General features: G+C 53.3%; 26 protein-coding genes. 11 read left to right on the forward strand and 15 right to left on the reverse strand.

Annotation, left to right across the window (positions count from 1 at the left end; genetic code table 11):
- Positions 1–9 precede the first annotated feature (9 nt).
- Complete coding sequence (gene cyoE, locus ACP3TC_RS16200) at positions 10–897, forward strand: heme o synthase (RefSeq protein ID WP_052899265.1); 888 nt, start codon at positions 10–12, stop codon at positions 895–897.
- 185 nt (positions 898–1,082) lie between these two features.
- The gene (locus tag ACP3TC_RS16205; RefSeq protein ID WP_313856113.1) at positions 1,083–2,447 is read left to right on the forward strand and encodes an MFS transporter; all 1,365 of its coding nucleotides are present in this window, start codon (positions 1,083–1,085) and stop codon (positions 2,445–2,447) included.
- A 76-nt stretch (positions 2,448–2,523) separates the two neighbouring features.
- On the opposite strand, the gene ACP3TC_RS16210 is transcribed toward ACP3TC_RS16205, so the two are convergent.
- The gene (locus ACP3TC_RS16210; RefSeq protein ID WP_313856111.1) at positions 2,524–3,015 is read right to left on the reverse strand and encodes a YajQ family cyclic di-GMP-binding protein; all 492 of its coding nucleotides are present in this window, start codon (positions 3,013–3,015) and stop codon (positions 2,524–2,526) included.
- Positions 3,016–3,152: 137 nt separating this feature from the next.
- On the opposite strand from ACP3TC_RS16210, the gene panE reads away from it, so the two are divergent.
- Positions 3,153–4,073, forward strand: a complete 921-nt coding sequence (gene panE, locus ACP3TC_RS16215) for a 2-dehydropantoate 2-reductase (protein WP_426816829.1) — start codon at positions 3,153–3,155, stop codon at positions 4,071–4,073.
- The gene (yajL, locus tag ACP3TC_RS16220) at positions 4,027–4,632 is read left to right on the forward strand and encodes a protein deglycase YajL (protein WP_426816830.1); all 606 of its coding nucleotides are present in this window, start codon (positions 4,027–4,029) and stop codon (positions 4,630–4,632) included. Before panE ends, yajL begins: the two co-directional genes overlap by 47 nt.
- Before the next feature lie 48 nt (positions 4,633–4,680).
- On the opposite strand, the gene thiI is transcribed toward yajL, so the two are convergent.
- Positions 4,681–6,129 (reverse strand): tRNA uracil 4-sulfurtransferase ThiI, encoded by a 1,449-nt coding sequence (gene thiI, locus ACP3TC_RS16225; RefSeq protein WP_313856105.1) that lies wholly within the window; start codon positions 6,127–6,129, stop codon positions 4,681–4,683.
- Positions 6,130–6,362: 233 nt separating this feature from the next.
- Between thiI and xseB the strand changes: the two genes are divergently transcribed.
- The 4 genes from xseB to ACP3TC_RS16245 all read left to right on the forward strand — a co-directional run bounded on the left by xseB (position 6,363) and on the right by ACP3TC_RS16245 (position 10,461).
- Positions 6,363–6,605 (forward strand): exodeoxyribonuclease VII small subunit, encoded by a 243-nt coding sequence (xseB, locus tag ACP3TC_RS16230; protein WP_313856104.1) that lies wholly within the window; start codon positions 6,363–6,365, stop codon positions 6,603–6,605.
- Positions 6,605–7,504 (forward strand): (2E,6E)-farnesyl diphosphate synthase, encoded by a 900-nt coding sequence (ispA, locus tag ACP3TC_RS16235; RefSeq protein WP_313857613.1) that lies wholly within the window; start codon positions 6,605–6,607, stop codon positions 7,502–7,504. The genes xseB and ispA overlap by 1 nt, the downstream gene beginning before the upstream one ends.
- Positions 7,505–7,523: 19 nt before the next feature.
- Positions 7,524–9,389 (forward strand): 1-deoxy-D-xylulose-5-phosphate synthase, encoded by a 1,866-nt coding sequence (dxs, locus tag ACP3TC_RS16240; RefSeq protein ID WP_313856103.1) that lies wholly within the window; start codon positions 7,524–7,526, stop codon positions 9,387–9,389.
- A 97-nt stretch (positions 9,390–9,486) separates the two neighbouring features.
- Entirely contained in the window at positions 9,487–10,461 is a 975-nt protein-coding gene (locus tag ACP3TC_RS16245) for an aldo/keto reductase (RefSeq protein ID WP_426816831.1), read from the forward strand.
- Between the two features lie 56 nt (positions 10,462–10,517).
- On the opposite strand, the gene ACP3TC_RS16250 is transcribed toward ACP3TC_RS16245, so the two are convergent.
- The 6 genes from ACP3TC_RS16250 to nrdR form a co-directional block, all read right to left on the reverse strand.
- Positions 10,518–11,039 carry an Ail/Lom family outer membrane beta-barrel protein gene (locus tag ACP3TC_RS16250; RefSeq protein WP_313856099.1) on the reverse strand — a complete coding sequence of 174 codons (522 nt, stop codon included), beginning with the start codon at positions 11,037–11,039 and terminating at the stop codon, positions 10,518–10,520.
- 245 nt (positions 11,040–11,284) lie between these two features.
- Positions 11,285–12,262 (reverse strand): thiamine-phosphate kinase, encoded by a 978-nt coding sequence (thiL, locus tag ACP3TC_RS16255; protein ID WP_313856097.1) that lies wholly within the window; start codon positions 12,260–12,262, stop codon positions 11,285–11,287.
- Between the two features lie 53 nt (positions 12,263–12,315).
- Complete coding sequence (gene nusB / locus ACP3TC_RS16260) at positions 12,316–12,735, reverse strand: transcription antitermination factor NusB (protein WP_313856094.1); 420 nt, start codon at positions 12,733–12,735, stop codon at positions 12,316–12,318.
- A gap of 20 nt (positions 12,736–12,755) precedes the next feature.
- Positions 12,756–13,226 carry a 6,7-dimethyl-8-ribityllumazine synthase gene (gene ribH, locus ACP3TC_RS16265; RefSeq protein WP_052899253.1) on the reverse strand — a complete coding sequence of 157 codons (471 nt, stop codon included), beginning with the start codon at positions 13,224–13,226 and terminating at the stop codon, positions 12,756–12,758.
- Positions 13,227–13,315: 89 nt separating this feature from the next.
- Complete coding sequence (gene ribD, locus ACP3TC_RS16270; RefSeq protein WP_426816832.1) at positions 13,316–14,419, reverse strand: bifunctional diaminohydroxyphosphoribosylaminopyrimidine deaminase/5-amino-6-(5-phosphoribosylamino)uracil reductase RibD; 1,104 nt, start codon at positions 14,417–14,419, stop codon at positions 13,316–13,318.
- A 3-nt stretch (positions 14,420–14,422) separates the two neighbouring features.
- Positions 14,423–14,872 carry a transcriptional regulator NrdR gene (gene nrdR / locus ACP3TC_RS16275; RefSeq protein WP_026111667.1) on the reverse strand — a complete coding sequence of 150 codons (450 nt, stop codon included), beginning with the start codon at positions 14,870–14,872 and terminating at the stop codon, positions 14,423–14,425.
- A gap of 214 nt (positions 14,873–15,086) precedes the next feature.
- On the opposite strand from nrdR, the gene ACP3TC_RS16280 reads away from it, so the two are divergent.
- Entirely contained in the window at positions 15,087–15,665 is a 579-nt protein-coding gene (locus tag ACP3TC_RS16280; protein ID WP_426816833.1) for a DUF3251 domain-containing protein, read from the forward strand.
- Between the two features lie 50 nt (positions 15,666–15,715).
- Here the strand turns inward: ACP3TC_RS16280 and secF are convergent, their stop codons facing one another.
- The 5 genes from secF to queA form a co-directional block, all read right to left on the reverse strand.
- Positions 15,716–16,684 (reverse strand): protein translocase subunit SecF, encoded by a 969-nt coding sequence (gene secF / locus ACP3TC_RS16285; protein WP_313856090.1) that lies wholly within the window; start codon positions 16,682–16,684, stop codon positions 15,716–15,718.
- A 10-nt stretch (positions 16,685–16,694) separates the two neighbouring features.
- Positions 16,695–18,542 (reverse strand): protein translocase subunit SecD, encoded by a 1,848-nt coding sequence (secD, locus tag ACP3TC_RS16290; RefSeq protein ID WP_313856089.1) that lies wholly within the window; start codon positions 18,540–18,542, stop codon positions 16,695–16,697.
- Between the two features lie 26 nt (positions 18,543–18,568).
- The gene (gene yajC / locus ACP3TC_RS16295) at positions 18,569–18,901 is read right to left on the reverse strand and encodes a preprotein translocase subunit YajC (protein ID WP_313856088.1); all 333 of its coding nucleotides are present in this window, start codon (positions 18,899–18,901) and stop codon (positions 18,569–18,571) included.
- A gap of 24 nt (positions 18,902–18,925) precedes the next feature.
- Entirely contained in the window at positions 18,926–20,050 is a 1,125-nt protein-coding gene (gene tgt, locus ACP3TC_RS16300; RefSeq protein WP_426816834.1) for a tRNA guanosine(34) transglycosylase Tgt, read from the reverse strand.
- 95 nt (positions 20,051–20,145) lie between these two features.
- Positions 20,146–21,216 carry a tRNA preQ1(34) S-adenosylmethionine ribosyltransferase-isomerase QueA gene (gene queA, locus ACP3TC_RS16305; RefSeq protein WP_313856086.1) on the reverse strand — a complete coding sequence of 357 codons (1,071 nt, stop codon included), beginning with the start codon at positions 21,214–21,216 and terminating at the stop codon, positions 20,146–20,148.
- A 159-nt stretch (positions 21,217–21,375) separates the two neighbouring features.
- Here queA and ACP3TC_RS16310 point away from each other — a divergent pair, with 159 nt between their 5' ends.
- Both ACP3TC_RS16310 and ACP3TC_RS16315 read left to right on the forward strand, forming a co-directional pair.
- On the forward strand, positions 21,376–21,957 hold the full coding sequence (locus ACP3TC_RS16310) for an ACP phosphodiesterase (protein ID WP_313857612.1): 582 nt from the start codon (positions 21,376–21,378) through the stop codon (positions 21,955–21,957).
- A gap of 195 nt (positions 21,958–22,152) precedes the next feature.
- The gene (locus ACP3TC_RS16315; RefSeq protein WP_313856085.1) at positions 22,153–22,755 is read left to right on the forward strand and encodes a peroxiredoxin C; all 603 of its coding nucleotides are present in this window, start codon (positions 22,153–22,155) and stop codon (positions 22,753–22,755) included.
- Positions 22,756–22,887: 132 nt separating this feature from the next.
- Here the strand turns inward: ACP3TC_RS16315 and proY are convergent, their stop codons facing one another.
- A complete protein-coding gene (proY, locus tag ACP3TC_RS16320; RefSeq protein ID WP_313856084.1) occupies positions 22,888–24,246 on the reverse strand; it encodes a proline-specific permease ProY in 1,359 nt (452 codons plus the stop codon).
- 69 nt (positions 24,247–24,315) lie between these two features.
- The gene (gene brnQ, locus ACP3TC_RS16325) at positions 24,316–25,635 is read right to left on the reverse strand and encodes a branched-chain amino acid transporter carrier protein BrnQ (RefSeq protein ID WP_313856083.1); all 1,320 of its coding nucleotides are present in this window, start codon (positions 25,633–25,635) and stop codon (positions 24,316–24,318) included.
- Positions 25,636–25,987 lie beyond the last annotated feature (352 nt).

A 25,987-nucleotide genomic window follows, 5' to 3' on the forward strand; every position in this document is an offset into this window, starting at 1 on the left:
TCGCCTGTGATGATTAAGCAATACCTGCAAGTAACGAAACCAGGAATTATTTTCGGAAATTTAATTTCTGTCATCGGGGGATTCCTGTTGGCCTCTAAGGGCAACATCGATTATTCCCTGTTTCTCACCACCTTAGTCGGTGTCTCTCTGGTGGTCGCATCAGGTTGTGTTTACAACAACTTTATCGACCGCGATATCGACAAAAAAATGGAGAGAACGAAAAACCGAGTGATGGTCAAAGGACTTATCTCGCCGACAGTAATCCTGGTTTATGCAACCGTTCTGGGTATTGCTGGCTTTGCGTTGCTGTACCTTGGCGCTAATCCGCTGGCCATGTGGCTGGCGGTGATGGGCTTCGTGGTTTATGTCGGCGTATACAGTCTGTATATGAAGCGTAAATCAGTATACGGCACGTTAGTCGGTAGTCTTTCCGGCGCAGCGCCGCCGGTTATCGGCTACTGTGCGGTGACCAACGAGTTTGATGCCGGAGCATTGATCCTGCTGGCTATCTTTAGCCTGTGGCAGATGCCGCATTCCTATGCGATTGCTATCTTCCGCTTTAAAGATTATCAGGCAGCGAATATCCCGGTTCTGCCAGTGGTAAAAGGCATTTCGGTGGCAAAACACCATATCACGGTGTATATCATCGCGTTTATGGTAGCCACGCTGATGCTGACCCTCAGCGGTTACGCGGGTTACAAATATCTGGTGGTTGCAGCCGCGGTGAGCGTGTGGTGGCTGGGGATGGCACTGAAAGGTTACAACACTTCAAACGATCGCGTTTGGGCTCGTAAACTGTTTGTCTTCTCCATCGTCGCCATTACCTCACTGAGCGTGATGATGTCTGTAGACTTTATGGCTCCTGCCTCTAAAGATCTGCTGACTTACGTCTGGTAACGACAAAGCACATCACTAAGGGCGCGTTTATCGCGCCCTTTCTTTTTGTTACCACTGCTTAAACACTTATGTTTTACCTGCCCTGCCCTGATACTTAAAATGACCCAATGAATGAAGATGCTATTCCATCAGGTTATTCGCCTGACCAATAGTACCTGGTGGAATAGACTCTAACTGAGGTTTTAATGAACGATAATAAAATGACTCCAGTCGAGCTGCGCGCGACCTGGGGTTTAGGGACCGTTTTTTCCCTGCGTATGCTGGGAATGTTTATGGTCTTACCGGTACTGACCACTTATGGCATGGCGTTACAGGGAGCCAGCGAAGCGCTGATTGGGCTGGCGATTGGTATTTACGGGCTGGCGCAAGCTATCTTCCAGATTCCCTTTGGCCTGCTTTCAGACCGTATTGGCCGTAAACCGCTGATCGTTGGCGGGCTGTTAGTGTTTGTGCTGGGTAGCGTGATTGCCGCCTGCACCACCTCCATCTGGGGAGTCATTCTTGGCCGTGCTTTACAAGGCTCCGGCGCGATTGCGGCTGCGGTAATGGCGCTGTTGTCGGATTTAACGCGCGAACAGAATCGCACCAAAGCGATGGCATTTATCGGCATCAGTTTTGGTGTTACTTTTGCCATTGCGATGGTGGTCGGCCCAATTGTTACTCATGCGCTGGGCCTGCATGCGCTGTTCTGGATGATTGCCATCCTCGCAACACTCGGCATCGTGATCACCCTGCTGGTGGTGCCCTCCTCGACGCACCATGTGTTGAATCGTGAATCCGGCATGGTCAAAGCCAGTATTCGTGAGGTGCTGGCTAATCCACGCCTGCTGAAGCTCAATTTTGGCATCCTTTGCCTGCACATTCTGTTGATGTCGAGTTTCGTCGCGCTACCTGGACAATTTGAACAGGCCGGTTTTCCGCCTGAGCAGCACTGGAAAGTCTATCTTGCCACCATGCTGATTGCCTTTGCCGCTGTGATCCCGTTTATCATCTATGCGGAAGTGAAACGCCGTATGAAGCGCGTTTTTGTCGGCTGCGTGGCGCTGATCCTGATAGCTGAGATTGTGCTGTGGGGCGCAGGTAACCACTTCTGGACCCTGGTGTTTGGCGTGCAGCTGTTCTTCCTCGCCTTCAATCTGATGGAGGCGATTTTGCCGTCGCTGATCAGCAAAGAGTCACCTCCGGGCTACAAAGGGACGGCGATGGGGGTTTACTCCACCAGCCAGTTTATTGGCGTGGCGATTGGCGGTAGCCTTGGCGGCTGGATTTTTGGCAATGTTGATGCGCAGAGCGTTTTCCTGCTGGGTGCAGTGCTGGCCGCGGTGTGGCTGTTTGTCAGCTTCAGTATGCATGAACCGCCTTACGTCAGCAGTTTGCGCATTACGCTCAATGATGCTCAGGGCAGTTTCGAGAAAGTTGAGCAGCGGCTGAAAGCACAGCCTGGCGTCGCGGCAGTGTTTATCGTGCCGGAAGAGAAAAGTGCGTATGTTAAAATTGACAGCAAAATGACCAACCGCGTTGAGTTAGAGGCGCTGGTAGCCTCGGCGTAGTCGTTTTCGGCGGCGTAAACGCCGCCGCTACGCAAACTTTATGTTAAGGCGGCAGTCGATTTCGCCGCCTCTGTTATCAGTCGCGGAAGTTTTTGAACTGGAACGGCTGTCCCAAATCGCCATTGCGCACTAACGCCATCGCGCTCTGCAAATCATCACGCGACTTACCGTTAACCCGCACTTCATCGCCCTGAATCTGCGACTGCACTTTAATTTTGCTGTCTTTGATCAGCTTAACGATCTTCTTCGCCATTTCGGTCTCGATGCCCTGTTTCATTTTGGCTTCGACGCTCCAGGTTTTACCGCTATGTTCAATCTGCTCTGCCACATCGAGTGAGGCACCCTCGATACCACGCTTCAGCAGCTTCTCGCGCAGGATATCCACCAGCTGTTTTACCTGGAAATCTGATTCACTGATCACTTTTATCGATTCGTTTTGCTCATTCAGCTCAAAGCTGGCGGTAACGTTACGAAAATCAAAGCGGGTGGACAGCTCGCGGTTGGCATTTTCCACCGCATTGCGTACTTCTTGCATGTCGATTTCAGAAACAATATCGAAAGATGGCATGATTTATTCTCCAGATTCTAAAGTGACATGCATAATACTCGGTTGTCTGGTTCAAAGAAAACCGCCAGCAGAGAAAGCTATAATTAAAACTGTGCCGGGTGAGGCGCAGTGTATAAACCCGTACGCGGGGAGGAATAATGAAAATTACCGTTCTGGGTTGCGGTGCGTTGGGGCAAATTTGGTTATCTGCCCTCCATAAACAGGGACATGACGTTCAGGGATGGCTGAGAGTTCCGCAGCCCTACTGTTCTGCGAACATTATCGACCTTGAAGGCAATACGGTTAATCAGACCTGGATTGCCAACGATCCGCAGTTTTTGGCGCAAACCGAATTATTACTGGTGACGCTTAAGGCGTGGCAGGTTTCTGAAGCCTTGCGCAGCCTGCAAACGCAGTTACCTGCTGACTGCCCGATTTTACTGCTGCATAACGGCATGGGCACGCTGGATGAGCTGAAAGATCTGCCACAGCCGATTCTGCAAGGTATTACTACCCATGCCGCTAAACGTGATGGCACCGTGATTATTCATGTTGCCAACGGTGTCACCCATATCGGCCCCGGCACGCCAGAAAGTGCCGGGCTGAGCGATCTGGCGGAAGTGCTGCATCAGGCGCTGCCTGACGTTGCCTGGCATAATCATATGGCGTCGGCCAGCTGGCAGAAGCTGGCAGTTAACTGCGTGATAAACCCGTTGACGGTGATCTGGAACTGTAGCAATGGCGACCTGCTGGCACACCGCGAGCAGATCGTGCGCCTGTGCGAAGAAATTGCCACCGTTATGGAACGCGAAGGCCAGCACACCTCGCCGGACAGCCTGATGGATTATGTTCTCGCGGTCATCGAAAGTACCGCCGGGAATACCTCGTCGATGCTGCAAGATATCCGTGCCGAACGCCGCACGGAAATTGAATATATTACCGGCTATCTGCTACGTCGCGCACGCGCCCAGGGGATTGCTACGCCGGAAAACAGTCGTCTGTATGAATTGATTAAGCGAAAGGAGCAAGATTATGAGCGCGAACGCATCGGTGCTGGTTTGCCTGGCACATGGAACTGAGGAAACTGAAGCGGTCACTACCATCGACTTACTGGTTCGTGGCGGCCTGAGCGTCACCACCGCCAGCGTGGAGAGTAATGGTGAACGCGAAATAGTCTGCTCACGCGGCGTGCGCCTGCTGGCCGATGCGCCACTGGTAGAAGTGGCGGATAATGACTTTGCGGCCATCGTGCTGCCCGGTGGCCTGAAGGGCGCCGAAACTTTCCGCGACAGCCCGCTGCTGGTGGAAAGCGTGCGTCAGTTTCATCTTTCCGGCCGCATTGTTGCCGCTATCTGTGCCGCCGCCGGGACGGTGCTGGTTCCCCATGATCTGTTTCCGGTCGGTAATATGACCGGTTATCCGGGCCTGAAAGAGACCATACCAGCAGAAAAATGGATGGATCGCCGCGTGGTATGGGATCCGCGCGTTAACTTACTGACCAGCCAGGGGCCGGGTACGGCGATTGATTTTGCGCTGAAGCTGATTGATTTGTTGGTCGGCAAGGAGAAAGCACACGAAGTAGCGTCGCAGCTGGTGTTAGCCGCCGGGATTTTTGATTATCGCGAGTGGGTAGAATAAGGCAGCCATTAACAACGGGCGGCGTACATAAACGCCGCCCGTTCAGAACTATGGGCGATAAACCTTCACGTTTTTAAAGCCCTGTTCGTGCAGATACAGCGCCTGTAAACGGCTCATCACGCCACGATCACAGTACAGCAACCAGGTTTTACTCTGATCGAGGTCGCCAAACTGGCTGCTGAGCTTGTAGAACGGCAGCGATTTCACTTCCATCCCCTCAATCTCCAGCGGTTTGTCGTCCTGCTCATCGATTGAGCGAATATCCAGCACCACATCATTTGCGCTAAATGAGGCAACGGTTTCAACTTCCACCACCTCTTCCTGCGTCTGGGTAGCGATTTCGCGGATATCGACATTGGTCGCTTCCTGCACCACCTGGTCGAGAATGGCAAAATCGAAGTTCTGCTCTTCCGCTTCAATCTTCGCCTTCACCGCTTTCACCGTCGGGCTTTTCGAAATAACACCACAGTATTCCGGCATGGTACGGGCGAAATCTTCGGTGCCGATATGGCGCGCCAGATTGATGATATGCTCTTTGTCGTGCGAAATCAGCGGACGCAGAATTAAGGTATCGCTGGCATTATCGATCAGCCGCAGGTTAGTCAGCGTCTGGCTGGAAACCTGACCCAGTGCCTCACCGGTCACCAGCGCCTGTACGCCGTAACGCTCAGCCACGCGCGAAGCCGCACGTACCATCATACGCTTCAGCACCACGCCCATCTGGCCATCATCGACTTTTTCCAGAATCTCACCGACTACCGGTTCAAAGTTGATCGCCACAAACCGTACCCGGTGCGAGCTGCCAAAGCGATTCCACAGGTAGTGTGCGACCTGACGTACGCCAATTTCATGCGCTGCACCGCCAAGATTGAAGAAACAGTAGTGCACACGGCAACCACGACGCATCAGCATATAGCTGGAAACGCCAGAGTCAAAACCACCGGAGATCAGTGACAGTACATCTTCCTGAGTACCGATCGGGAAGCCACCAATACCTTCATAGCGGCCAGTGACCAGCAGCAGGCGATCGTTTTCAATCTCCAGATTAACCGTCACCTGTGGCTGATTGAGTTTCACCTGTGCGCTGGCGACATGCTGATTCAGTCCACCACCGACATAGCGTTCGACGTCCTGTGAGCTAAACTCGTGCTTACCACGGCGTTTTACGCGCACGCAGAAGGTTTTGCCTTCAATACGCTCACGATTTAGCTCCAGCGTCTGCTCGAAGATGTCATGAACATCGGTATAAGCGCGGTCTTCGACGGCCAGAATGTGATGAATACCGGGAATTCGCGTCAGCAGATCAACAATGGTGCTGCGCAGCTCTTCGTTTTTAGAGCGAACTTCAATATGATCCCAATGGCGAACGACCGCCAGCGAGTCATCGTGGTGCTTGAGAACGTTACGAATATTCCCCGTCAGTATTTTGATGAAGCGCAAGCGCACAGATTGGCTCTTGATTGTGATTTCGGGGAACAATTTAATGATAAACTTCATGGCGGCACAGGTTCGTTAGGCAATTAAGGGCTGAAAAGCACAGCACTTAGCTGTTAAAATCAATGTATTGCAAAGTAGCCTGAGCCCTTTGCATCCGAGGCGCGAAAGTATACCACCTTTGACTGGCGACTGCTTCAGCAACCGCCGCCCATATCATTATTTTGCTAATTAATTCCAGTCGGCTACCATAGCTGCCAGCAAGATGATGAAAAACCACTGAGCCGATACGTATTATGCCGAAAAAAGCCGAACAGCCCGCCAGTTTTGAGACCTCACTGCAGCAGCTTGAACAGATTGTCACTCGTCTGGAAAGTGGTGATCTGCCGCTGGAAGAGGCGCTGAACGAATTTGAGCGCGGCGTGCAACTGGCGCGTACAGGTCAGCAAAAACTGCAGCAGGCCGAGCAGCGCGTCCAGATTTTACTGAGCGACGACAAAGATGCAGAACTCTCTCCTTTCACTCCGGAAAGTGAATGATGGATTTCGCCAGTTTACTTGATGCCTATCACCAGCGCGTAAATGGCGCGCTGAGCCGCATGCTGGCGCCACTGCCTTTTCAGAGTTCTCCTCTGGTGAAGGCCATGGAATATGGCGCATTATTGGGCGGCAAAAGATTACGTCCGTTTCTGGTTTACGCGACCGGTGAGATGTTAAAAGCCGACCCGGCCAGCCTGGATGCCCCAGCGGCGGCGGTGGAATGTATTCATGCATACTCCCTGATCCACGACGATCTACCGGCAATGGACAACGACAGCCTGCGTCGTGGTCAACCCACCTGTCATATTAAATTCGGTGAAGAGACGGCGATTCTGGCGGGCGATGCCCTGCAAACACTGGCGTTTACCATCCTCGCAGATCAACCAATGCCGGGAGTCAGCGCCGTGGATCGTATTGCGATGATCTCTGAACTGGCGCAGGCCAGCGGTGTGGCCGGAATGTGCGGCGGTCAGGCGCTTGATCTGGCAGCCGAAGGTAAGCAAATTGATTTAACCGCACTGGAGCAGATTCATCGCCATAAAACTGGCGCGTTGATCCGCTCCGCCGTGCGCTTAGGTGCATTAACCGCAGGTGAACGTGGACGCCAGGCGATGCCTGCTCTCGATCGCTATGCCAATGCGGTCGGCTTAGCCTTCCAGGTTCAGGACGATATTCTGGATGTGGTCGGGGACACCGCCGTGCTGGGCAAACGTCAGGGTGCCGACCAGGATTTAGGTAAAAGTACCTATCCGGCGTTAATGGGGCTGGAAAATGCCCGCTCAAAGGCCTGGGACCTCTATCAGGAGTCGCTCAGCGCTCTGGAAACGCTTGCTGCGCAATCATTTAATACAACGTCATTACAAGCGTTAGCAAGTTTCATAATTGAACGCGATAAATAACTGCCACGATGAGTCTCTGATGAGTTTTGATATTGCAAAATACCCGACATTAGCTCTGGCAAGTTCGGTGCAAGAGTTACGTTTGTTACCGAAAGAGAGCCTGCCGAAGCTGTGTGATGAGCTGCGGCAATATTTGCTCGACAGCGTAAGCCGCTCCAGCGGACATTTTGCTTCCGGCCTTGGCGTGGTAGAGCTTACGGTGGCATTGCACTATGTCTACAACACGCCGTTCGATCACCTGGTGTGGGACGTTGGCCATCAGGCTTACCCGCACAAAATCCTGACCGGACGTCGCGATCGTATCGGCACCATCCGGCAGAAAAACGGTTTACACCCTTTCCCGTGGCGTGAAGAGAGCGAATTCGACGTGCTGTGCGTCGGCCACTCTTCCACCTCGATCAGTGCAGGTCTCGGCATGGCCGTGGCGGCTGGCAAAGAAGGTAAAGGCCGCCGTACCGCCTGCGTGATTGGCGATGGTGCCATCACTGCCGGCATGGCTTTTGAAGCGATGAACCATGCAGGCGATATCAAAGCCGATTTACTGGTGGTGCTGAACGACAACGAAATGTCGATTTCAGAAAACGTTGGCGCACTGAACAATCGCCTGGCGCAGATCCTCTCCGGCAAAACCTACTCGCGCTTGCGTGAGAGCGGCAAAAAAGTGCTGGACGGTCTGCCACCGATCAAAGAGCTGGTGAAACGCACCGAAGAGCATCTGAAAGGTATGGTGGTGCCGGGTACGCTGTTTGAAGAGCTCGGCTTCAACTATATCGGTCCGGTTGACGGCCATGATGTGCTGGCGCTGGTGAATACGCTGAAGAATATGCGTGACCTGAAAGGCCCGCAGTTCCTGCATATTATGACCAAAAAAGGCAAAGGCTACGCACCGGCTGAAAAAGATCCGATTAGCTGGCATGCGGTTCCGAAATTCGATCCGGCCAGCGGCCTGCTGCCAAAAAGCGCGGAAGGTCTGCCAAGCTACTCGAAGATTTTCGGTAACTGGCTGAACGAAACCGCCGCTGACGACGCTAAATTAATGGCGGTGACGCCAGCGATGCGTGAAGGCTCGGGAATGGTTGAGTTTTCCCGCAACTATCCTGGACAATATTTTGATGTGGCAATTGCGGAACAGCATGCGGTGACCTTTGCTGCAGGGCTGGCGATTGGTGGCTATAAACCGGTGGTCGCGATCTACTCTACCTTCCTGCAACGCGCTTACGATCAGCTCATTCACGATGTGGCGATCCAGAAATTACCGGTACTGTTTGCCATTGATCGCGGCGGCATTGTCGGTGCCGACGGGCAAACCCACCAGGGCGCGTTCGATATCGCTTTCCTGCGTTGTATTCCCGACATGCTGATTATGACGCCGAGCGATGAAAATGAGTGTCGTCAGATGCTGTATACCGGCTTCCACTACAATGATGGCCCGAGCGCAGTGCGTTATCCACGTGGTAACGGCACCGGCGCAACGCTGGAACCGCTGGCCGGGCTGCCACTGGGTAAAGGCGTGAAGAAACGCAGCGGTGAAAAGCTGGCGATTCTGAACTTCGGTACGCTGCTGCCGGAAGCGCAGGCCGCCGCCGAAGCGCTGAATGCCACTCTGGTCGATATGCGTTTTGTTAAACCGCTGGATGAGGCATTGATTCTTGAGCTGGCTGCCAGCCACGAATCGCTGATTACGCTGGAGGAAGGCGCAATCAAAGGCGGTGCGGGCAGCGGCGTTAACGAGCTGCTGATGGCTAAACGTCGCCCGGTGCCGGTGCTGAATATTGGTCTGCCGGATCGGTTTATTCCGCAAGGCACCCAGGATGAAGTGCGTCATGATTTCCAGCTGGATGCCGAGGGTATTCGCGCACAAATCGCCAGCTGGCTGGCACAGTAACCTGTCAATGCGCTCCCCGTTCGGGGAGCGTCTCACCTGCTATGCTTATAAAAATCATCTGGCTGGAAAGCCCGTAAGCTGAATAGCAGGAGCCCTTATGAAAACCATCCAATTAGGCAGCACCGATCTGCAGGTTTCCCGTCTCTGCCTGGGCTGTATGACCTATGGCGAGCCCGAACGCGGCAAGCACGCGTGGACATTACCGGAAGAGAGCAGCAGGCCGCTAATCAAGCAGGCGCTGGAAGCCGGTATCAACTTCTTCGATACCGCTAATAGCTACTCTGATGGCAGCAGCGAAGAGATTGTTGGCCGCGCACTGCGTGACTATGCTCGTCGTGACGAGATCGTTGTCGCCACTAAAGTCTATTTTCCGATGAGTAATCTGCCCGGCGGTCTGTCGCGAAAAAATATTCTGCAGTCGATTGATGACAGCCTGTCGCGGCTCGGTATGGATTATGTCGATCTGCTGCAAATTCACCGCTGGGACTATCACACCCCGCTGGAAGAGACGCTGGAAGCGCTGCATGAGGTGGTAAAAGCCGGTAAAGCGCGCCACATCGGTGCTTCATCAATGTACGCCTGGCAGTTTGCCAAAGCGCTGTATACCGCCGATCTGCACGGCTGGACGCGTTTTGCTTCCATGCAGGATCAGTACAATCTGATTCAGCGCGAAGAGGAGCGCGAAATGCATCCACTTTGCCAGGCAGAAAATATCGCCGTATTGCCCTGGAGCCCACTGGCGCGCGGCCGTTTGACCCGCCCGTGGGGTGAAACTACCGCGCGTTCGGTATCGGATGAGTATGGCAATACCCTGTATAATCAGAGTGAAGAGAACAATGCGGCCATCGCTGAACGCGTTGCAGCCATTGCAGAGGCTAGAGGCGTCAGCCGGGCGCAAATCGCGCTGGCGTGGATGCTGAGTAAACCGGCCGTCACCGCGCCAATTATCGGCGCTTCACGCGCCGGACAGCTGGAAGATTTAGTTAAAGCCGTGGATGTGGAACTCAGCAGTGAAGAGATTGCCGAGCTGGAAACGGTTTATCATCCGCACCATGTAGTGGGGTTTGAGTAGCTGCATGCCACTCAATTTCAGGGCGGCGCTGACGCCGCCCGTGCGAGCCATCACGATCAGAAACGGTAACCCACACCCACTGTCCAGACATTCATCTGGGTGCGTTTATCGTCTTTATCATAGCTCTTTCTCGGTGCCAGGCTACTACGCTCGTAACCGGCATCCAGCACCAGATTTTGTATCAAATCAACCTGAACACCCAGGCCCCAGGTAAAGCCGTAAGTATCACTTTTCGCGTCACTGTGACTGTATGACAGTTGCCCTTTACTTGCCCCGGCCAACGCATACAGCGTGACAAAATCAGCCACGCGCAGTGCCGGACCCGTGGTCAGCGAATAATAATTGAACTTCATTTTGCTAAAGCCCATATCCTGCTCGTTCCAGGTACTGGTGAATGAGCCAGCCCAGCCGACGGGTAAATCGCTGTTGTCATAGATATATTTGGTGTTAAAGCCTTTGGAATTGAGAAAATCGTTTGAGGCGTAACCGGCAGAAAACGTATGGTTACTTTCGGCTTTGGCTGAGGTGTTGACAGCCAATAAGGCTGCTAAAGATAAGATGAGCGTTGCTTTACGCATGTTACTGTCCTTGTTATCTGGTTATCCATCGAATTAAAGAAAGGCGTCTCCTTTCTGGCAGAATCATAACCAGATCTAGTAACGTTACTCAATAGTCACTATGGTAAATCATTGAAAATATCATCAAGGGGAGGAAAGTGTTTGATCTCTGAATAATGTGCTCACTCCCTCACAGAGTAAGGGAGTCACAATACGATGATTATAACGGCCGGTGGTGACCTGAAGGTTTAAAGATTGCCGCCGCTTTAGCGCGCGGCAAAATGGTCGAATCCTTTCAAATCAAACTCAACGGCTTTGCCCTGCTCCATCAGCTTCACCCCTTCCGAAACCGGTGCAATCTGACCAATACAGGTATAGGGCACGCCATGATGACCCAGCGCCACATCCAGCGCACCGCGGTTAATTTCCGGCACGGTAAAGCACAACTCGTAATCTTCGCCACCGGTTAATGCCCAGCGCAGCGCCTGCTGCATCTCAATATTGTCGACCAGTACCGGCGACAGCGGCAGCGCATCGAGATTGATCCGTGCGCCGCAGTCACTGGCTTTCAGGATATGCCCCAGATCTGACATCAGCCCGTCAGAGATATCAATCGCCGAGCTGGCCAGATCGCGCAGCGCCTGACCTTGCAGCACACGCGGCATCGGACGCAAATGACGTTTGATCAGCGCTTCACAGGCAGCAGGATCGGCGATGCGAATATGATGCTGTAACAGCGCCAGACCCGCCGCACTGTCGCCCAGCGTACCGGTTACATAGATCCAGTCACCGGGACGCGCACCAGAACGTTTCAGCGCTCGACCCACCGGCACCAGACCATGAATACCCAAGGTCAGGCTGCGCGGGCCGCGGGTGGTATCCCCGCCAATCAGCTGCATATCGTAGTAATCCAGCAGCTCAAACAGGCTGTCGCTGAAGGCTTTCAGCCAGCTTTCATCAACTTCCGGCAGGGTGATCGCCAGCGTTAACCACGCCGGATCGGCGCCCATTGCCGCCAGATCGCTCAGATTCACCGCCAGCGCTTTATAACCTAAATCAGCAGGATGGATATCACGTAAAAAGTGAATGCCTTCAACCAGCGTGTCAGTGCTTATTGCGAGGGTTTGTTTTTCCGCTACGTTGAGTAACGCGCAGTCGTCGCCAATGCCTTTTTCCACATCGCGACGAGAGCTTGTCACACGATTAAAATAACGTGCGATAAGTTCGAATTCGCCACATGCCATAAATGCGTTCCGCTAAGACTTAAAGAAAAGGCCGGAGAACCGGCCTGAATTGATTATTTGCGATTAGGGCGAATTGCCGGGCCTGCTTTATCCAGTACGCCGTTGACGAATTTGTGGCTGTCTTCAGCACCAAATATTTTCGCCAGCTCGATACCTTCATTGATGGCCACTTTGTAAGGCACATCGGAGCGCTTACTCAGTTCAAACAGCGAAATACGCAGGATGGCTTTTTCCACCTGGCCCAGCTCTTCCAGCTGACGCGACAGGTAAGGCTTCATCAGACCGTCGAGGTATGCGCTGTTGGTTGCAACGCCGCCCACTAACTCACGGAAATAGTTGATATCGACGTCTTTGACGTCTTGTTCCGCCAGAAACTGGTATTCGACATCAGCGATGTCGTTTTTAGACAGCTGCCAGGAGTAAAGCGCCTGGACAGCGCACTCACGGGCGCGGCGACGTGCAGCAGGTTTCACAAAATTCCCCTTACAAAAAATCAGGCTTTGATGGCTTTCAATACATTAATCATTTCGAGTGCAGTCAGCGCAGCTTCTGCGCCTTTGTTACCCGCTTTGGTGCCGGCGCGCTCAATGGCCTGCTCGATGTTTTCGGTAGTCAGAACACCGAAAGCCACCGGAATGTCGCTGTTCATCGCAACACTTGCCAGGCCAGAGCTGGCTTCACCAGCAACATATTCAAAGTGCGCGGTGCCGCCACGGATTACCGTGCCGAGCGCGATTACCGTGTCATGTTTACCGGCTTTCGCCAGCGCACGCGCGGTAATCGGTAATTCATAAGCACCTGGAACCCAGACGACAGTGATATTTTCATCTTTTACCTGGCCGATACGCTTCAGCGCGTCAATTGCGCCGCTCAGCAGGCTTTCATTGATGAAGTTGTTAAAGCGCGCGATAACAATTGCAACGCGAGCGTCGGGAGTGGCAACAGCTGCTTCGATAATCTTCATATTAGTCCTTTCAGGGTTCTGTTTGGCCCCGCAGGGGGGCGGATTCTATCATACTCTTCGTCGGTCTGCTTCCGCTTTTCCGCAGGCCGCTAGCGAGGACTCAGCGTCAGGCGCAAATCTGGCCCAACCTGACGGACATCGCTAAAAGAAAATTCTGGTGCATCAGCCAGTTGCGCTAACCCAGGCAGATGACAAAGGCCGCGCGCATGGTCACCCAATAATTTTGGCGCAAGGTATACTATCACCTCGTCGACCACACCAGCGGTCAACAATGCACCTGCCAGACTGGCTCCGGCTTCAACCCAAAGGGTATTTACCTGACGTTTGCCCAACAGCATTAATAAAGAGACCAAATCGATACGCTGATTCAGCGCCGGAACTTTCAGCTGTTCCACACTCTCTGGCCAGGCTTGCCGATCCGGCTGCAAACGCGCCAGCAGGCTGTTACCCGGCAGGTTAATCAGGCGGTGCTGTGGCGTCACGCGGTTCTGACTGTCAATAATCACCCGCAGCGGCTGATGTAAATCTTCTGCGGCATAAGCTGCGTGGCTGGCGCTGTCCAGCTCTTCCCAGCGCACCGTCAATGACGGATCGTCTGCCAGAACCGTGGCGCTGCTGCTGAGAATCGCCGAACTCTGCGCCCGCAGTCGCTGCACATCACGCCGCGCCTGCGGTGAGGTGATCCACTGGCTTTCGCCGCTGGCCATCGCCGTGCGACCATCCAGTGAGGCACCCAGTTTAAGCTGTACCCACGGAAAACCGGTGCGCATACGCTTAAGAAAGCCGCGATTAAGGGCTTCGGCTTCATGGCTCATCAGGCCATGACTGACCTCAATGCCCGCCTGCTTCAGACGATAAAGCCCGCGCCCAGCCACTTCAGGGTTAGGGTCCTGCATGGCGGCGACCACACGCTGCACGCCAGCAGTAATCAGCGCATCACAGCAGGGGGGCGTGCGGCCAAAGTGGCTACAGGGTTCGAGCGTAACGTAAGCGGTCGCGCCTTTGGCTTTATCACCGGCCATGCGCAGCGCATGCACTTCAGCGTGCGGCTCCCCGGCGCGCTGATGCCAGCCCTCACCGACAATCTCGCCGTCACGAACAATCACACAGCCAACATTGGGGTTCGGCGTGGTGGTAAATCTGCCCCGGCGCGCCAGCTCCAGCGCACGGGCCATGTAAAATTCATCTCGCATGGCTTAATCCTGTAAGCGGGCGATCTCTTCGCCAAATTCACGGATATCTTCAAAGCTGCGATAAACCGAGGCAAAACGAATGTAAGCCACTTTATCCAGCTTTTTCAGCTCGTCCATTACCAGATTGCCAATCATCTTGCTCGGCACTTCGCGCTCGCCGGTAGCGCGCAGCTGGGTTTTAATATGACTGATGGCGTTTTCCACATCATCGGAATTAACCGGGCGCTTTTCCAGTGCCTTCATCAGGCCGCTGGTCAGTTTATCTTCATTAAAAGGTTCGCGAATATCATTGCTCTTGACCACACGCGGCATCACCAGCTCTGCCACTTCGAAAGTGGTAAAGCGCTCATGACATACCAGACACTGACGACGGCGGCGCACCGAAGTACCCTCACCCACCAGACGGGAGTCAATCACTTTGGTATCCACAGCGGAACAGAATGGGCAATGCATGATGCTTCCTGATAATTCAGCAAATTGTTCAACAGTGTAGCGCGAAGTGCCGTTCAACAAAATAACCGCATTTGGCTTTCCTTGCCTTTCCGGCTACTTTGCCTCAGTTGCGCATTCCGCGCAGCAGTGCAAAAGAAATGGCGTAAATTCCGCTATGCTTAACTGATAACTGAAACAGTCCTGTTTTCAAGCTATCGCGAGACGTGGAGGCGAGATGGAAAGGAATAAGCGGTACAAACCCGCATTACTGGCAATGGTGATCATGCTGGCCGGTTGCGCAGCACCGAAGCCACCCGCAGTTAATCAACTGCACAATGAAGTGGGTAAACTTAATCAGGAATTGCGTCAGCTGACCGATCAGGCGTCGATGCTTGAGCAGCAGCGCTTGCTTAACAATGGTGTAGCCAATGGCGCATGGCTACTGCCGTCAGCTAATACCGCCGTCGTATTACAGAGTAATGCCGGGCAGCTGCGGCTGTCATTAAGTCATGTCGAAGCGGAAGCCAACGGCACCCGCGCGCTGTTACATATCCGCGCGGCAAGCGAGCAACGGCTGGTACCGATGACGATTAAAGTTGAATGGGGCGAACTCGACCCGACCACCGGAAAACCGCTGGCGGTCGACAGCCAGTCGCAAACGATTGAAGTTCCCTCTACTTTGCTACCCAGAGCCGATGCCACCGTGCCACTGCGTTTAAGCGGTATTCAGCCGGAACAGCTTGGCTACGTGCGGGTGCATGATGTCATGCCCGCCGCGGCAACCTCGCCGGTTACGCCGTCGCCAGCGCAATAAAAAAAAGCCACGCAAATGCGTGGCTTTTTATTAACCGTGCGGTTCCGCTGTTAAGGCAGAATCGACGGTTGATCCGCACCTTCTTTATCCACTTTCTGCTGGATCATGTGCTCACGCTTCATGCCCAGTTTCAACGCCAGCGCAGAGGCGACGTAGATGGAAGAGACGGTACCGATTGAAACACCAATCAGCATGGTCAGCGAGAAGCCTTCCAGCAGTGCGCCACCGAATATATATAGCATCAGCACCACCACTAACGTGGTAGCGGAAGTCATAATGGTACGGCTCAGCGTCTGGGTCAGTGAGACGTTAACGATATCGTAAGGCGTGCCGCGACGGATTTTGCGGAAGTTCTCACGAATACGGTCCGATACCACGATACTGTCGTTCAGCGAGTAACCGATAACCGACATCAGTGAGGCAATAATGGTCAGGTCAATCTCGACATGGAACAGCGAGAGAATACCCATGGTGATGATCACGTCGTGCGCCAGTGCTAATACCGCACCCAGCGCCAGTCGCCACTCAAAGCGGAAACCGACGTAAATCAGAATCGCAATCAGCGCTACCAGCAGCGCCATGCTGCCCGCCTGCGCCAGATCGCTGCCCACGCTAGGGCCGACGAACTCAATACGCTTAACCGTCGCATTTTGCTCAGTCGCCTGATTGATAATCGTCACCACCTTGCTGCCTAACTCCTGACCCGCATTGCCTTCATTTGGCGACATGCGCACCAAAACGTCACGGCTGCTGCCAAAGTTCTGCACCTGCGGTTCGGCGAAACCGGAATTCACCAGCGCCCCACGCAGGGAGTCCAGATCGGCAGGCTTCTCGAGGGTAATTTCAATGACTGTACCGCCGGTGAAATCAAGCCCCCAGTTAAATCCGCGCACGCCCATAATGATCACCGCAGCGACCAACAGCAACCCGGAAATGGTGAAAGCCAGTTTATCCCAGCGCATAAAGTCATGAACTTTACGCCCGTAGTTTAGTTGTTCAACGCTATAGTCCTGTGCCACAACGCACTCCTCAAATAGACAGCTTGTTGATGCGTTTGCCGCCGTACAACAGGTTGACGATGGCACGTGTACCGACAATTGCAGTGAACATTGAGGTCACCACGCCGATGGCGGTAGTGATCGCAAAGCCTTTAATCGAACCGGTACCCACAGCGTACAGAATGACGGCGGTAATCAGGGTGGTTACGTTAGCATCGACGATACTGGAGAACGCACCTTTATAACCTTCATGAATCGATTGTTGAATCGACCGACCATTCTTCAGCTCTTCTTTGATACGTTCATTGATCAGTACGTTGGCATCAACCGCCACCGCCAGCGTCAAGACAATACCCGCGATACCTGGCATGGTGAGCGTGGCACCCGGCAGCAGCGACATCACCCCGATGATTAACACCAGGTTAGCAATCAGCGCCGAGGTAGCAATCACACCAAACTTACGGTAGTAAACCACCATAAACACGATAGATGCCAGCAGACCCCATAAGCACGCTTCCAGACCCTGTGTGATGTTCTGTGCACCCATGGTCGGGCCGATAGTCCGCTCTTCAACGATCTGAATTGGCGCGATCAGCGCACCGGCACGCAGCAGCAACGACAGTTGACGCGCTTCGTTCGGGTTATTGATACCGGTAATACGGAAGCTGTTACCCAGACGAGACTGGATATTCGCAACGTTGATCACCTCTTCCTGCTTCTCAAGAATGGCGCGACCGGTGGCATCTTTCTTACCGCTGTCTTTGTACTCAACAAACAGCGTTGCCATTGGTTTACCAATATTGTCCTTGGTGAAGTTGGACATGATGTTACCGCCAGCGCTGTCCAGTGAAATATTCACTTGTGGCTGGTTGTACTCATCGGTACTGGAAGTGGAATCGGTAATATGGTCACCGGTCAAAATCACACGCTTGTACAGCACAACCGGCTGCCCTTCACGGGTGTTTTTAACTTCAGAGTCACCAGGCACACGGCCAGAAGCCGCCGCAGACTGATCGACGCTGGTGTTGACCAGACGGAATTCCAGAGTTGCGGTTGCGCCAAGAATCTCTTTCGCACGCGCAGTATCCTGAATCCCTGGCAGCTCTACCACGATGCGGTCAGAACCCTGACGCTGCACCAGTGGCTCGGCCACGCCAAGCTGGTTAACACGATTACGTAAAATATTGATGTTTTGCTGAACCGCATACTCACGCGCTTCACGCATACGCTCGTCACTCATCACAGCACGCAGTGCATTACTGCCGCTGTTGCTGATAACCAGATCGCGATGGCGGGAAGTTAAGTACTGCACCGCATCATTACGGGCGCTGGCGTCGCGGAAACGCACTTCCACACCGTAGTTATCAATTTTACGAACGTTAGTGTAAGGAATATTTTTGTCACGCAGGTCGCTACGCAGGCTGTCGGTATTCTGTTCCTGCAGTTTACCCAGTGCGGTATCCATATCCACTTCCATCAGGAAGTGAACACCACCACGCAGGTCAAGGCCGAGTTTCATCGGCTCTGCCCCCAGCAGACTCAGCCAGGCTGGCGTTGCTGGTGCGAGGTTAAGTGCGACAACGTAATTCTCGCCAAGAACCTTCATAATCGCTTCGCGGGCGCGCAGCTGCACATCCGTATTAGCGAAACGCGCCAGAATGGCACCGTTTTCCAGCGCAATTGATTTGCTCTGAATATTGTCTTGTTTTAATGCTTCCTGGATCTGACCCAGCGTTTGCTCACTGGCGGCGGCACCGCGCGCGCCAGTGATTTGAACAGCCGGATCCTCACCATAAAGGTTGGGAAGTGCGTACAGCAGACCGACGAGAATCACGACGATCAGCATGATGTACTTCCACAGAGGATAACGGTTTAACACGGCAGTTCCCTTAGGGAAAAACTAAATTACAGCGCCTTTATCGTACCTTTCGGCAGAACGGCAGCCACGAAATCACGTTTGACCACAACTTCCGTTGTATCGTTCAGCGCAATTGCTACATAACCGGTTTCAGCGACTTTAGTCACACGACCTACCAGACCACCGGTGGTCAGCACTTCATCACCTTTGGCAATGGAGTCCATCAGCTTCTTGTGCTCTTTCGCACGCTTCTGCTGCGGACGCAGGATCATGAAGTAGAAAATCAGACCAAATACTACCAGCATGATTACCAGAGAATAAGGACTTCCCTGAGACGGCGCGCCTGCTGCAGCCACTGCGTCAGAAATGAAAAAGCTCATTAAATTTCCCTCATTGTTTAATTATCAGACGGTTAAAGGCGGAACTGCCTTACCCTTCCGTTCATAGAACTCGGTAACGAAGCACTCTAATTTACCCTCTTCGATGGCCTGGCGTAAACCCGCCATCAAACGCTGGTAATAGCGCAAGTTATGAATAGTATTCAGCCGCGCACCCAGGATTTCATTACAGCGATCAAGGTGGTGCAAGTAAGCACGGCTGTAACTGCGACAGGTGTAGCAATCACATTCGGCATCCAGCGGAGAGGTGTCATCTTTATACTTCGCATTGCGGATTTTAACCACGCCATCGGTCACAAACAGATGACCGTTACGCGCGTTACGGGTTGGCATCACACAGTCGAACATATCAACGCCGCGACGAACCCCTTCCACCAGGTCCTCAGGTTTACCCACGCCCATCAGATAGCGCGGCTTGTCTTCCGGGATCTGCGGGCAGACATGCTCCAGAATACGGTGCATATCTTCTTTCGGCTCACCGACCGCCAGGCCGCCCACAGCGTACCCATCAAAGCCAATCTCTACCAGCCCTTTGACGGAGACATCACGTAAATCTTCGTAAACACCGCCCTGAATAATGCCAAACAGCGCATTTTTATTGCCGAGCGAATCGAAACGGTCACGGCTGCGTTGTGCCCAGCGCAGTGACATTTCCATCGAGTTTTTGGCGTAATCCCAGTCAGCAGGATAAGGCGTACATTCGTCAAAGATCATGACGATATCGGAACCGAGATCGTACTGAATTTCCATCGATTTTTCCGGATCGAGGAAGATAGGATCGCCATTGATCGGGTTACGGAAATGAACGCCGGCTTCGGTGATCTTACGGATATCACCGAGGCTGAATACCTGAAAACCGCCGGAGTCGGTAAGAATCGGGCCTTTCCACTGCATAAAGTCGTGCAGGTCGCCATGCAGCTTCATGATCTCCTGGCCAGGACGCAGCCAGAGGTGGAAGGTGTTGCCCAGAATAATCTGCGCGCCGGTCTCCTGCACTTCTTCCGGGGTCATCCCCTTAACGGTACCGTAGGTGCCGACCGGCATAAACGCCGGGGTTTCTACCACGCCACGATCAAATACCAGGCGTCCGCGACGAGCGCGTCCATCGGTAGTATCAAGTTCAAACTTCACATTGCCTCCAGACCATCAGAGAAACAGTCTGATGATGTTAACAACCGCGCGCTGCGCGATTAAAGGTTCCGCCCGGTTAACCCCGGCGGAATAAATTACTCGCCGACCACTTCGACTTCGGCCTGCGGATTACGGCTGATAAACATCGCATCGCCGTAACTAAAGAAACGATATTGCTCCGCCACCGCCTGCTGATAAGCCTGCATGGTGTGGCGGTAACCTGCAAATGCCGACACCAGCATAATCAGCGTCGACTCCGGCAGGTGGAAATTGGTCACCAGCGCATCGACAACCTGGTAGTGATAGCCCGGGTAGATAAAGATTTTGGTATCGTCGAAGAAGGGCGCAATCAGTGCATCCTGACTGGCTTTGGCCGCGCTTTCCAGCGAACGCACCGACGTGGTGCCGACCGCTACCACCCGCTTACCGCGCGCTTTGCACGCCAGTACCGCATCGACGACATCCTGCGGCACTTCAGCATATTCGGCATGCATAATATGGTCTTCGATGGTTTCTACCCGCACCGGCTGGAAAGTGCCCGCACCAACATGCAGCGTAACGAACGCCATCTCAATGCCTTTCTCACGCAGCGCAGCCAGCAACGGCTCGTCAAAATGCAGACCGGCAGTCGGCGCGGCAACCGCGCCCGGACGCTGGCTGTAGACCGTCTGATACAGCTCACGGTCAGCATCTTCATCAGGACGGTCGATATACGGCGGCAGTGGCATATGGCCGACGGCGTTCAGAATATCGAGTACCGCGCGTTCGTCGTGAAACTCGATTTCAAACAGCGCATCATGGCGCGCTACCATCGTCGCTTTCACGCTTTCATCTTCACCCAGCAATAACTCTGCACCGGGCTTCGGCGATTTAGAGGAGCGCACATGCGCCAGCACGCGTTTTTCATCGAGCATACGCTCGACCAGCACTTCGATTTTACCGCCGCTGGCTTTACGTCCGAATACGCGCGCCGGAATCACCCGGGTATTATTGAATACCAGCAGATCGCCAGCCTCGAGTTTATCCAGCAAATCGGTGAATACCCCATGCGTCAGTTCACCGCTCGGCCCGTCGAGGGAAAGCAGGCGACATCCGCTGCGCTGTGGCTGCGGGTAATGGGCAATCAAAGATTCAGGTAACTCAAAAGAAAAATCGGCAACGCGCATGGGTATCAATCTTCAGGTGTGAAACAGGCGGCATAGTTTAGCCGAAAAGCGCTCAATTCTAAACAACTGGCTGAAACGGATAATAAACCATCGTGTAACCGGGCGAAGGCGCACGCGCCGCCCGTGCCATTGAGCGGTAAAATGGCTATACTCGCCGGCATGAACTTTCTTGCTCATCTTCATCTGGCCACGCTGGCCAACAGTTCGCTGCTCGGCAATCTGATGGCCGACTTCGTCCGCGGCAACCCGCATAACGACTGGCCTCAGCCGGTAGCCGAAGGCATTTCGTTGCACCGTCGTATTGATGTCATGACGGATTCGCTGCCGGAAGTCCGCGCCGCGCGCCGTTACTTCCGCGAGGAAACGTATCGCGTTGCGCCCATTACGCTGGATGTTATCTGGGACCATTTTCTCGCGCGCCACTGGCAACAGATTGCGCCGGAAATATCCTTGCCAACTTTCCTCAACCAGGCACGCGCGGTGATCCAGCCTGAATTACCGTCGACGCCAGAGCGCTTTCAGAACCTTAATCGCTATTTATGGACCGAGCGCTGGATGGAAAACTATGCCGATGCAGCTTACTTAGAGAAGGTGCTGTATGGCATGGCCTCACGCCGCCCCCGGCTGGCTGCCCTCAGCGACTCTTATCAGGATTTTGTCGCGCATTATCATCAATTTGACACACTGTTCTGGCAGTTTTATCCGCGCATGATGGCACAAGCCGCACAGCAGCAGCTGTGAAGCAGCCAGAAACCACTTGCTGCTTGCCCTTTTGTCAGAAAGGGTTATTGTATGAGGCTACCTTGATAATGCACCCTATTTGATAGGTAACGCCTATCAAATTAATCGGCGTTATGCATTGGTTCCCGCGGTAACGTACCCTCTATAATTGCGGGCATTAAATTTTATTAACCTCACACTTTTACAGGAGTGAATATGGTCCTGGTAACTCGTCAAGCCCCTGATTTTACTGCAGCAGCTGTACTGGGCAACGGTGAAATCGTTGAAAACTTTAACTTTAAAAAACACACCGCTGGTAAAGCCACCGTTGTGTTCTTTTGGCCAATGGACTTCACCTTCGTCTGCCCGTCTGAGCTGATTGCTTTTGACAAGCGTTACGAAGAGTTCCAGAAGCGTGGTGTTGAAGTTGTTGGTGTCTCCTTCGATTCCGAGTTCGTGCACAACGCATGGCGTAAAACTCCGGTTGAGAAAGGCGGCATCGGCGAAGTGAAATACGCAATGGTTGCTGATATCAAACGCGAAATCCAGAAAGCTTACGGTATCGAGCATCCGGACGCAGGCGTTGCACTGCGCGGCTCTTTCCTGATCGACCAGAACGGCGTTGTTCGTCATCAGGTTGTCAACGATCTGCCACTGGGCCGTAACGTTGATGAAATGCTGCGTATGGTTGACGCGCTGCAATTCCACGAAGAGCACGGTGAAGTTTGCCCGGCTCAGTGGGAAAAAGGAAAAGAAGGCATGGGCGCATCTCCGGAAGGCGTTGCGAAATACCTGTCTGAAAACGCGACCAACCTGTAATTCAGGTCTGTTGCAGAAAAAGCTCGCTTCGGCGGGCTTTTTTTTATGCCCGCAGCATGACGTATCAGTCATCAACCAGCGAAGCGGTTAATAAAAAGGGCGGGAGAACCCGCCCTTTCCGTCAGTTATGGCTTAGCGGCGACTGACGCGCTGCTTAATCACATAACCGACCAGTAGCAATACAATCCACGCCATACCGACATACAGCGAAATACGGGTATCCGGGAAGTAGCCAATCAGGCCGATGATAAACACCAGAAATGCGATACCAACCATCGCGGTAGCCGAGCCGCCCGGCAAGGCAAACTTCAGCGCCTTCGCCTCTTCACTGCTCAGTTTACGACGGAAAGCAATTTGCGAACTGAGGATCATAATCCACACCCACACCGTGGCAAACGTCGCCAGTGAGGCGATTACCAGGAACACTTTTTCCGGCATCAGGTAGTTCAGGTAGACCGCCACCAGCATCGCCAGCATCATCACGATCACCGTGACCCACGGAATACCGCGACGTGAGACTTTCATAAACATCTTCGGCGCATGGCCCTGTTCGGCCATCCCGTGCAGCATACGACCGACGCCAAACACATCGCTGTTAATCGCCGACAGCGAGGCGGTGATGACGACGAAATTAAGGATAGAAGCGGCAGCAGCAATACCGAGGTGCTGGAAAGTCAGAACAAACGGACTGCCCGAGGTGCCCACCTGGTTCCACGGGTAAATCGACATAATGACAAACAGCGTGCCGACATAGAACACCAGAATACGCAGCGGCACTGAGTTAATCGCACGTGGAATCGACTTTTCCGGATCTTTCGCTTCACCGGCGGTGATACCGATAATTTCAATACCGCCGTAAGCAAACATCACCATCTGCAGCGACAGCAGCATGCCGACGATACCGTGAGCAAAGAAGCCGCCATTGGTCCACAGATTATGGATACCGGTTGGCTGACCACCGTTGCCAATCCCCCAGATAATGATGCCGAAGCCGGCGAGGATCATGATGATAATGGTGGCAACTTTAAAGAAGGAGAACCAGAACTCCACCTCGCCAAACACTTTCACGCTGAGCAAGTTGATGCCGCCGATAATCAGCACCACGCTCAGTACCCAGATCCAGTGCGGCACATCCGGGAACCAGACGCCCATATAGATGCCAAAGGCAGTAACATCGGCAATGGCAACAATCAGGATTTCAAAACAGTAGGTCCAGCCGGTGATATAACCTGCCAGCGGGCCGAGATAATCCTGGGCATAGCGCGAAAACGAGCTGGACTGCGGATTGTTCACCGACATCTCACCCAGCGCACGCATAATAATATAGGCTACCGCGCCGCCAATAATATAGGCCAGCAGCACGCTTGGTCCGGCCATTCTGATGGCATCAGCCGAGCCGTAAAACAGCCCGGTACCAATTGCCGATCCTAATGCCATAAAACGGATATGGCGCGTGCTCAGTCCGCGTTTGAGCTTGTTCGTTTCTTGCATAGCGACTTATCACCTGTGGAAATGAAAAAACCACGGGCAAGCCCGTGGTTAAAAAATAAACCTGAATTCTTACTGGTGCGCAGTGACGTGCTGACGCCCCATCACGCGATCGATAATCGCGACAACCACCAGTATCGCCAGTGATGGCGGCAGCCAGGACAGACCCTGATCGGCCAGCGGTAAATGCTGACTCCAGGCTGGCAGAACATCGTTGAAACTGGTGGTCTTAATCGCGTCAATGATACCAAAAAGCAGGCTAATCAGCATCGTTGGCGCAATAATCCGGCTGCTGTTATTCCACCAGCGCAGAGTAAAGCTCAGCACTACCAGCACAATACACGGTGGATAGATAGCGGTCAGCACCGGAATCGAGACCTGAATCAGGTGGCTCAGACCGAGGTTTGAGACCAGCATTGAGAACAGACCGAGAATAAATACCAGCGTGCGGTAAGAGAGCGGCAGATACTGCTGGAAGAACTCCGCACAGGCGCAGGTCAGGCCAACCGCTGTAACGATACAGGCGACGAAAATCAGCGCAGCAAGGAAGAAGCTGCCCATTCCGCCAAAGGTATGCTGCACATAGTTATGTAAAATCATCGCGCCGTTGGCATTCTGATCGACAATGCTGGCACTGTGCGAACCCAGTTTAAACAGGCTGAGATAGACCAGCGTCAAACCGACACCGGCAATCAGGCCAGCAATCACGGTGTAACGAGTCAGCAGGCGCGCATCGCTGACGCCACGTGAACGCGCAGCATTAACAATAACGATGCCAAACACCATCGCGCCCAGCGTATCCATGGTCAGATAGCCCTGCACGAAACCGTTGGAGAACGCAGCATGCTGATAGGCTTCCGTCGCCGGAGCGAAATCGCCTGCTGGCCACAGCATTGCAGCAACGCCGAGCACACCCAATGCAATAATTTTCAGCGGCGCCAGAATATTGCCTACGGTATCCAGCAGCTTGCCCGGATAAAGAGAAATACCCATGACCAGCGCGAAATAGACCACGCTGTAGATAAACAGTGGCAGCGGGCCGTCACCGGTCAGCGGTGCAATACCCACTTCGAAGGAAACCGTTGCGGTACGCGGAGTGGCGAACAGCGGGCCGACTGCCAGGTAGCAGACCGTCGCCAGCAGCAGACCCGCCGCTTTACCAATCGGCGAGCTCAGGGCGTCAACACCGCCACCGACGCGTGCCAGCGCGATCACCGTAATCACCGGTAAACCCACTGCGGTAATCAGAAAACCCAGTGAAGCCATCCAGACGTGTTCGCCAGACTGAATTCCCACCATTGGCGGGAAGATAATATTGCCCGCGCCGACAAACAGGGCAAAGGTCATAAAGCCCAGCGCGATGATATCTTTAGGAGTTAAACGATATTTCATAAAAGCCGTGATGCCTGTTCCTGATGTTGCAGTGAAAGTTGTGTTTAAAGCGTTGCGAACCCCACAGCACGTTAAAATTTTCATTAATTCAGACAACTACAGAGCATTATGCTTACTGATGGCCTGGCGCGCAGGTGATTTGAGCTAATTTTCTTCTGTTCACAGGGGGATAAATCGACAACGGCGCTAAGTAAAACGTTTATAGCGAAGAAAGGCAATACGGGATCGGAAAAGCAGGATGATATAGCAGATATTTCTCTAAAAGCAGTGCATCACTTCAACATATGAGTAATGCACACTAGATGATTTGTATTTTTTATGTACAACCAGGGGTTATATTGCTCGTTTGTGC

Source organism: Winslowiella sp. 2C04 (genome assembly GCF_050037805.1).
Classification (GTDB): Bacteria; Pseudomonadota; Gammaproteobacteria; order Enterobacterales; family Enterobacteriaceae; genus Erwinia; species Erwinia toletana_A.

Bases quoted from the DNA above. Each gene is read 5' to 3' on its own strand.
- dxs (WP_313856103.1), top strand. From the start codon at position 7,524: ATGAGTTTTGATATTGCAAAATACCCGACATTAGCTCTGGCAAGTTCG.
- ACP3TC_RS16210 (WP_313856111.1), bottom strand. From the start codon at position 3,015: ATGCCATCTTTCGATATTGTTTCTGAAATCGACATGCAAGAAGTACGC.
- ACP3TC_RS16315 (WP_313856085.1), top strand. From the start codon at position 22,153: ATGGTCCTGGTAACTCGTCAAGCCCCTGATTTTACTGCAGCAGCTGTA.
- thiL (WP_313856097.1), bottom strand. From the start codon at position 12,262: ATGGCATGTGGCGAATTCGAACTTATCGCACGTTATTTTAATCGTGTG.
- ribD (WP_426816832.1), bottom strand. From the start codon at position 14,419: ATGCGAGATGAATTTTACATGGCCCGTGCGCTGGAGCTGGCGCGCCGG.
- ACP3TC_RS16280 (WP_426816833.1), top strand. From the start codon at position 15,087: ATGGAAAGGAATAAGCGGTACAAACCCGCATTACTGGCAATGGTGATC.
- brnQ (WP_313856083.1), bottom strand. From the start codon at position 25,635: ATGAAATATCGTTTAACTCCTAAAGATATCATCGCGCTGGGCTTTATG.
- ACP3TC_RS16245 (WP_426816831.1), top strand. From the start codon at position 9,487: ATGAAAACCATCCAATTAGGCAGCACCGATCTGCAGGTTTCCCGTCTC.
- queA (WP_313856086.1), bottom strand. From the start codon at position 21,216: ATGCGCGTTGCCGATTTTTCTTTTGAGTTACCTGAATCTTTGATTGCC.
- ACP3TC_RS16310 (WP_313857612.1), top strand. From the start codon at position 21,376: ATGAACTTTCTTGCTCATCTTCATCTGGCCACGCTGGCCAACAGTTCG.
- proY (WP_313856084.1), bottom strand. From the start codon at position 24,246: ATGCAAGAAACGAACAAGCTCAAACGCGGACTGAGCACGCGCCATATC.
- ACP3TC_RS16205 (WP_313856113.1), top strand. From the start codon at position 1,083: ATGAACGATAATAAAATGACTCCAGTCGAGCTGCGCGCGACCTGGGGT.
- cyoE (WP_052899265.1), top strand. From the start codon at position 10: ATGATTAAGCAATACCTGCAAGTAACGAAACCAGGAATTATTTTCGGA.
- panE (WP_426816829.1), top strand. From the start codon at position 3,153: ATGAAAATTACCGTTCTGGGTTGCGGTGCGTTGGGGCAAATTTGGTTA.
- thiI (WP_313856105.1), bottom strand. From the start codon at position 6,129: ATGAAGTTTATCATTAAATTGTTCCCCGAAATCACAATCAAGAGCCAA.
- ispA (WP_313857613.1), top strand. From the start codon at position 6,605: ATGGATTTCGCCAGTTTACTTGATGCCTATCACCAGCGCGTAAATGGC.
- ACP3TC_RS16250 (WP_313856099.1), bottom strand. From the start codon at position 11,039: ATGCGTAAAGCAACGCTCATCTTATCTTTAGCAGCCTTATTGGCTGTC.
- ribH (WP_052899253.1), bottom strand. From the start codon at position 13,226: ATGAAGATTATCGAAGCAGCTGTTGCCACTCCCGACGCTCGCGTTGCA.
- xseB (WP_313856104.1), top strand. From the start codon at position 6,363: ATGCCGAAAAAAGCCGAACAGCCCGCCAGTTTTGAGACCTCACTGCAG.
- yajC (WP_313856088.1), bottom strand. From the start codon at position 18,901: ATGAGCTTTTTCATTTCTGACGCAGTGGCTGCAGCAGGCGCGCCGTCT.
- yajL (WP_426816830.1), top strand. From the start codon at position 4,027: ATGAGCGCGAACGCATCGGTGCTGGTTTGCCTGGCACATGGAACTGAG.
- nrdR (WP_026111667.1), bottom strand. From the start codon at position 14,872: ATGCATTGCCCATTCTGTTCCGCTGTGGATACCAAAGTGATTGACTCC.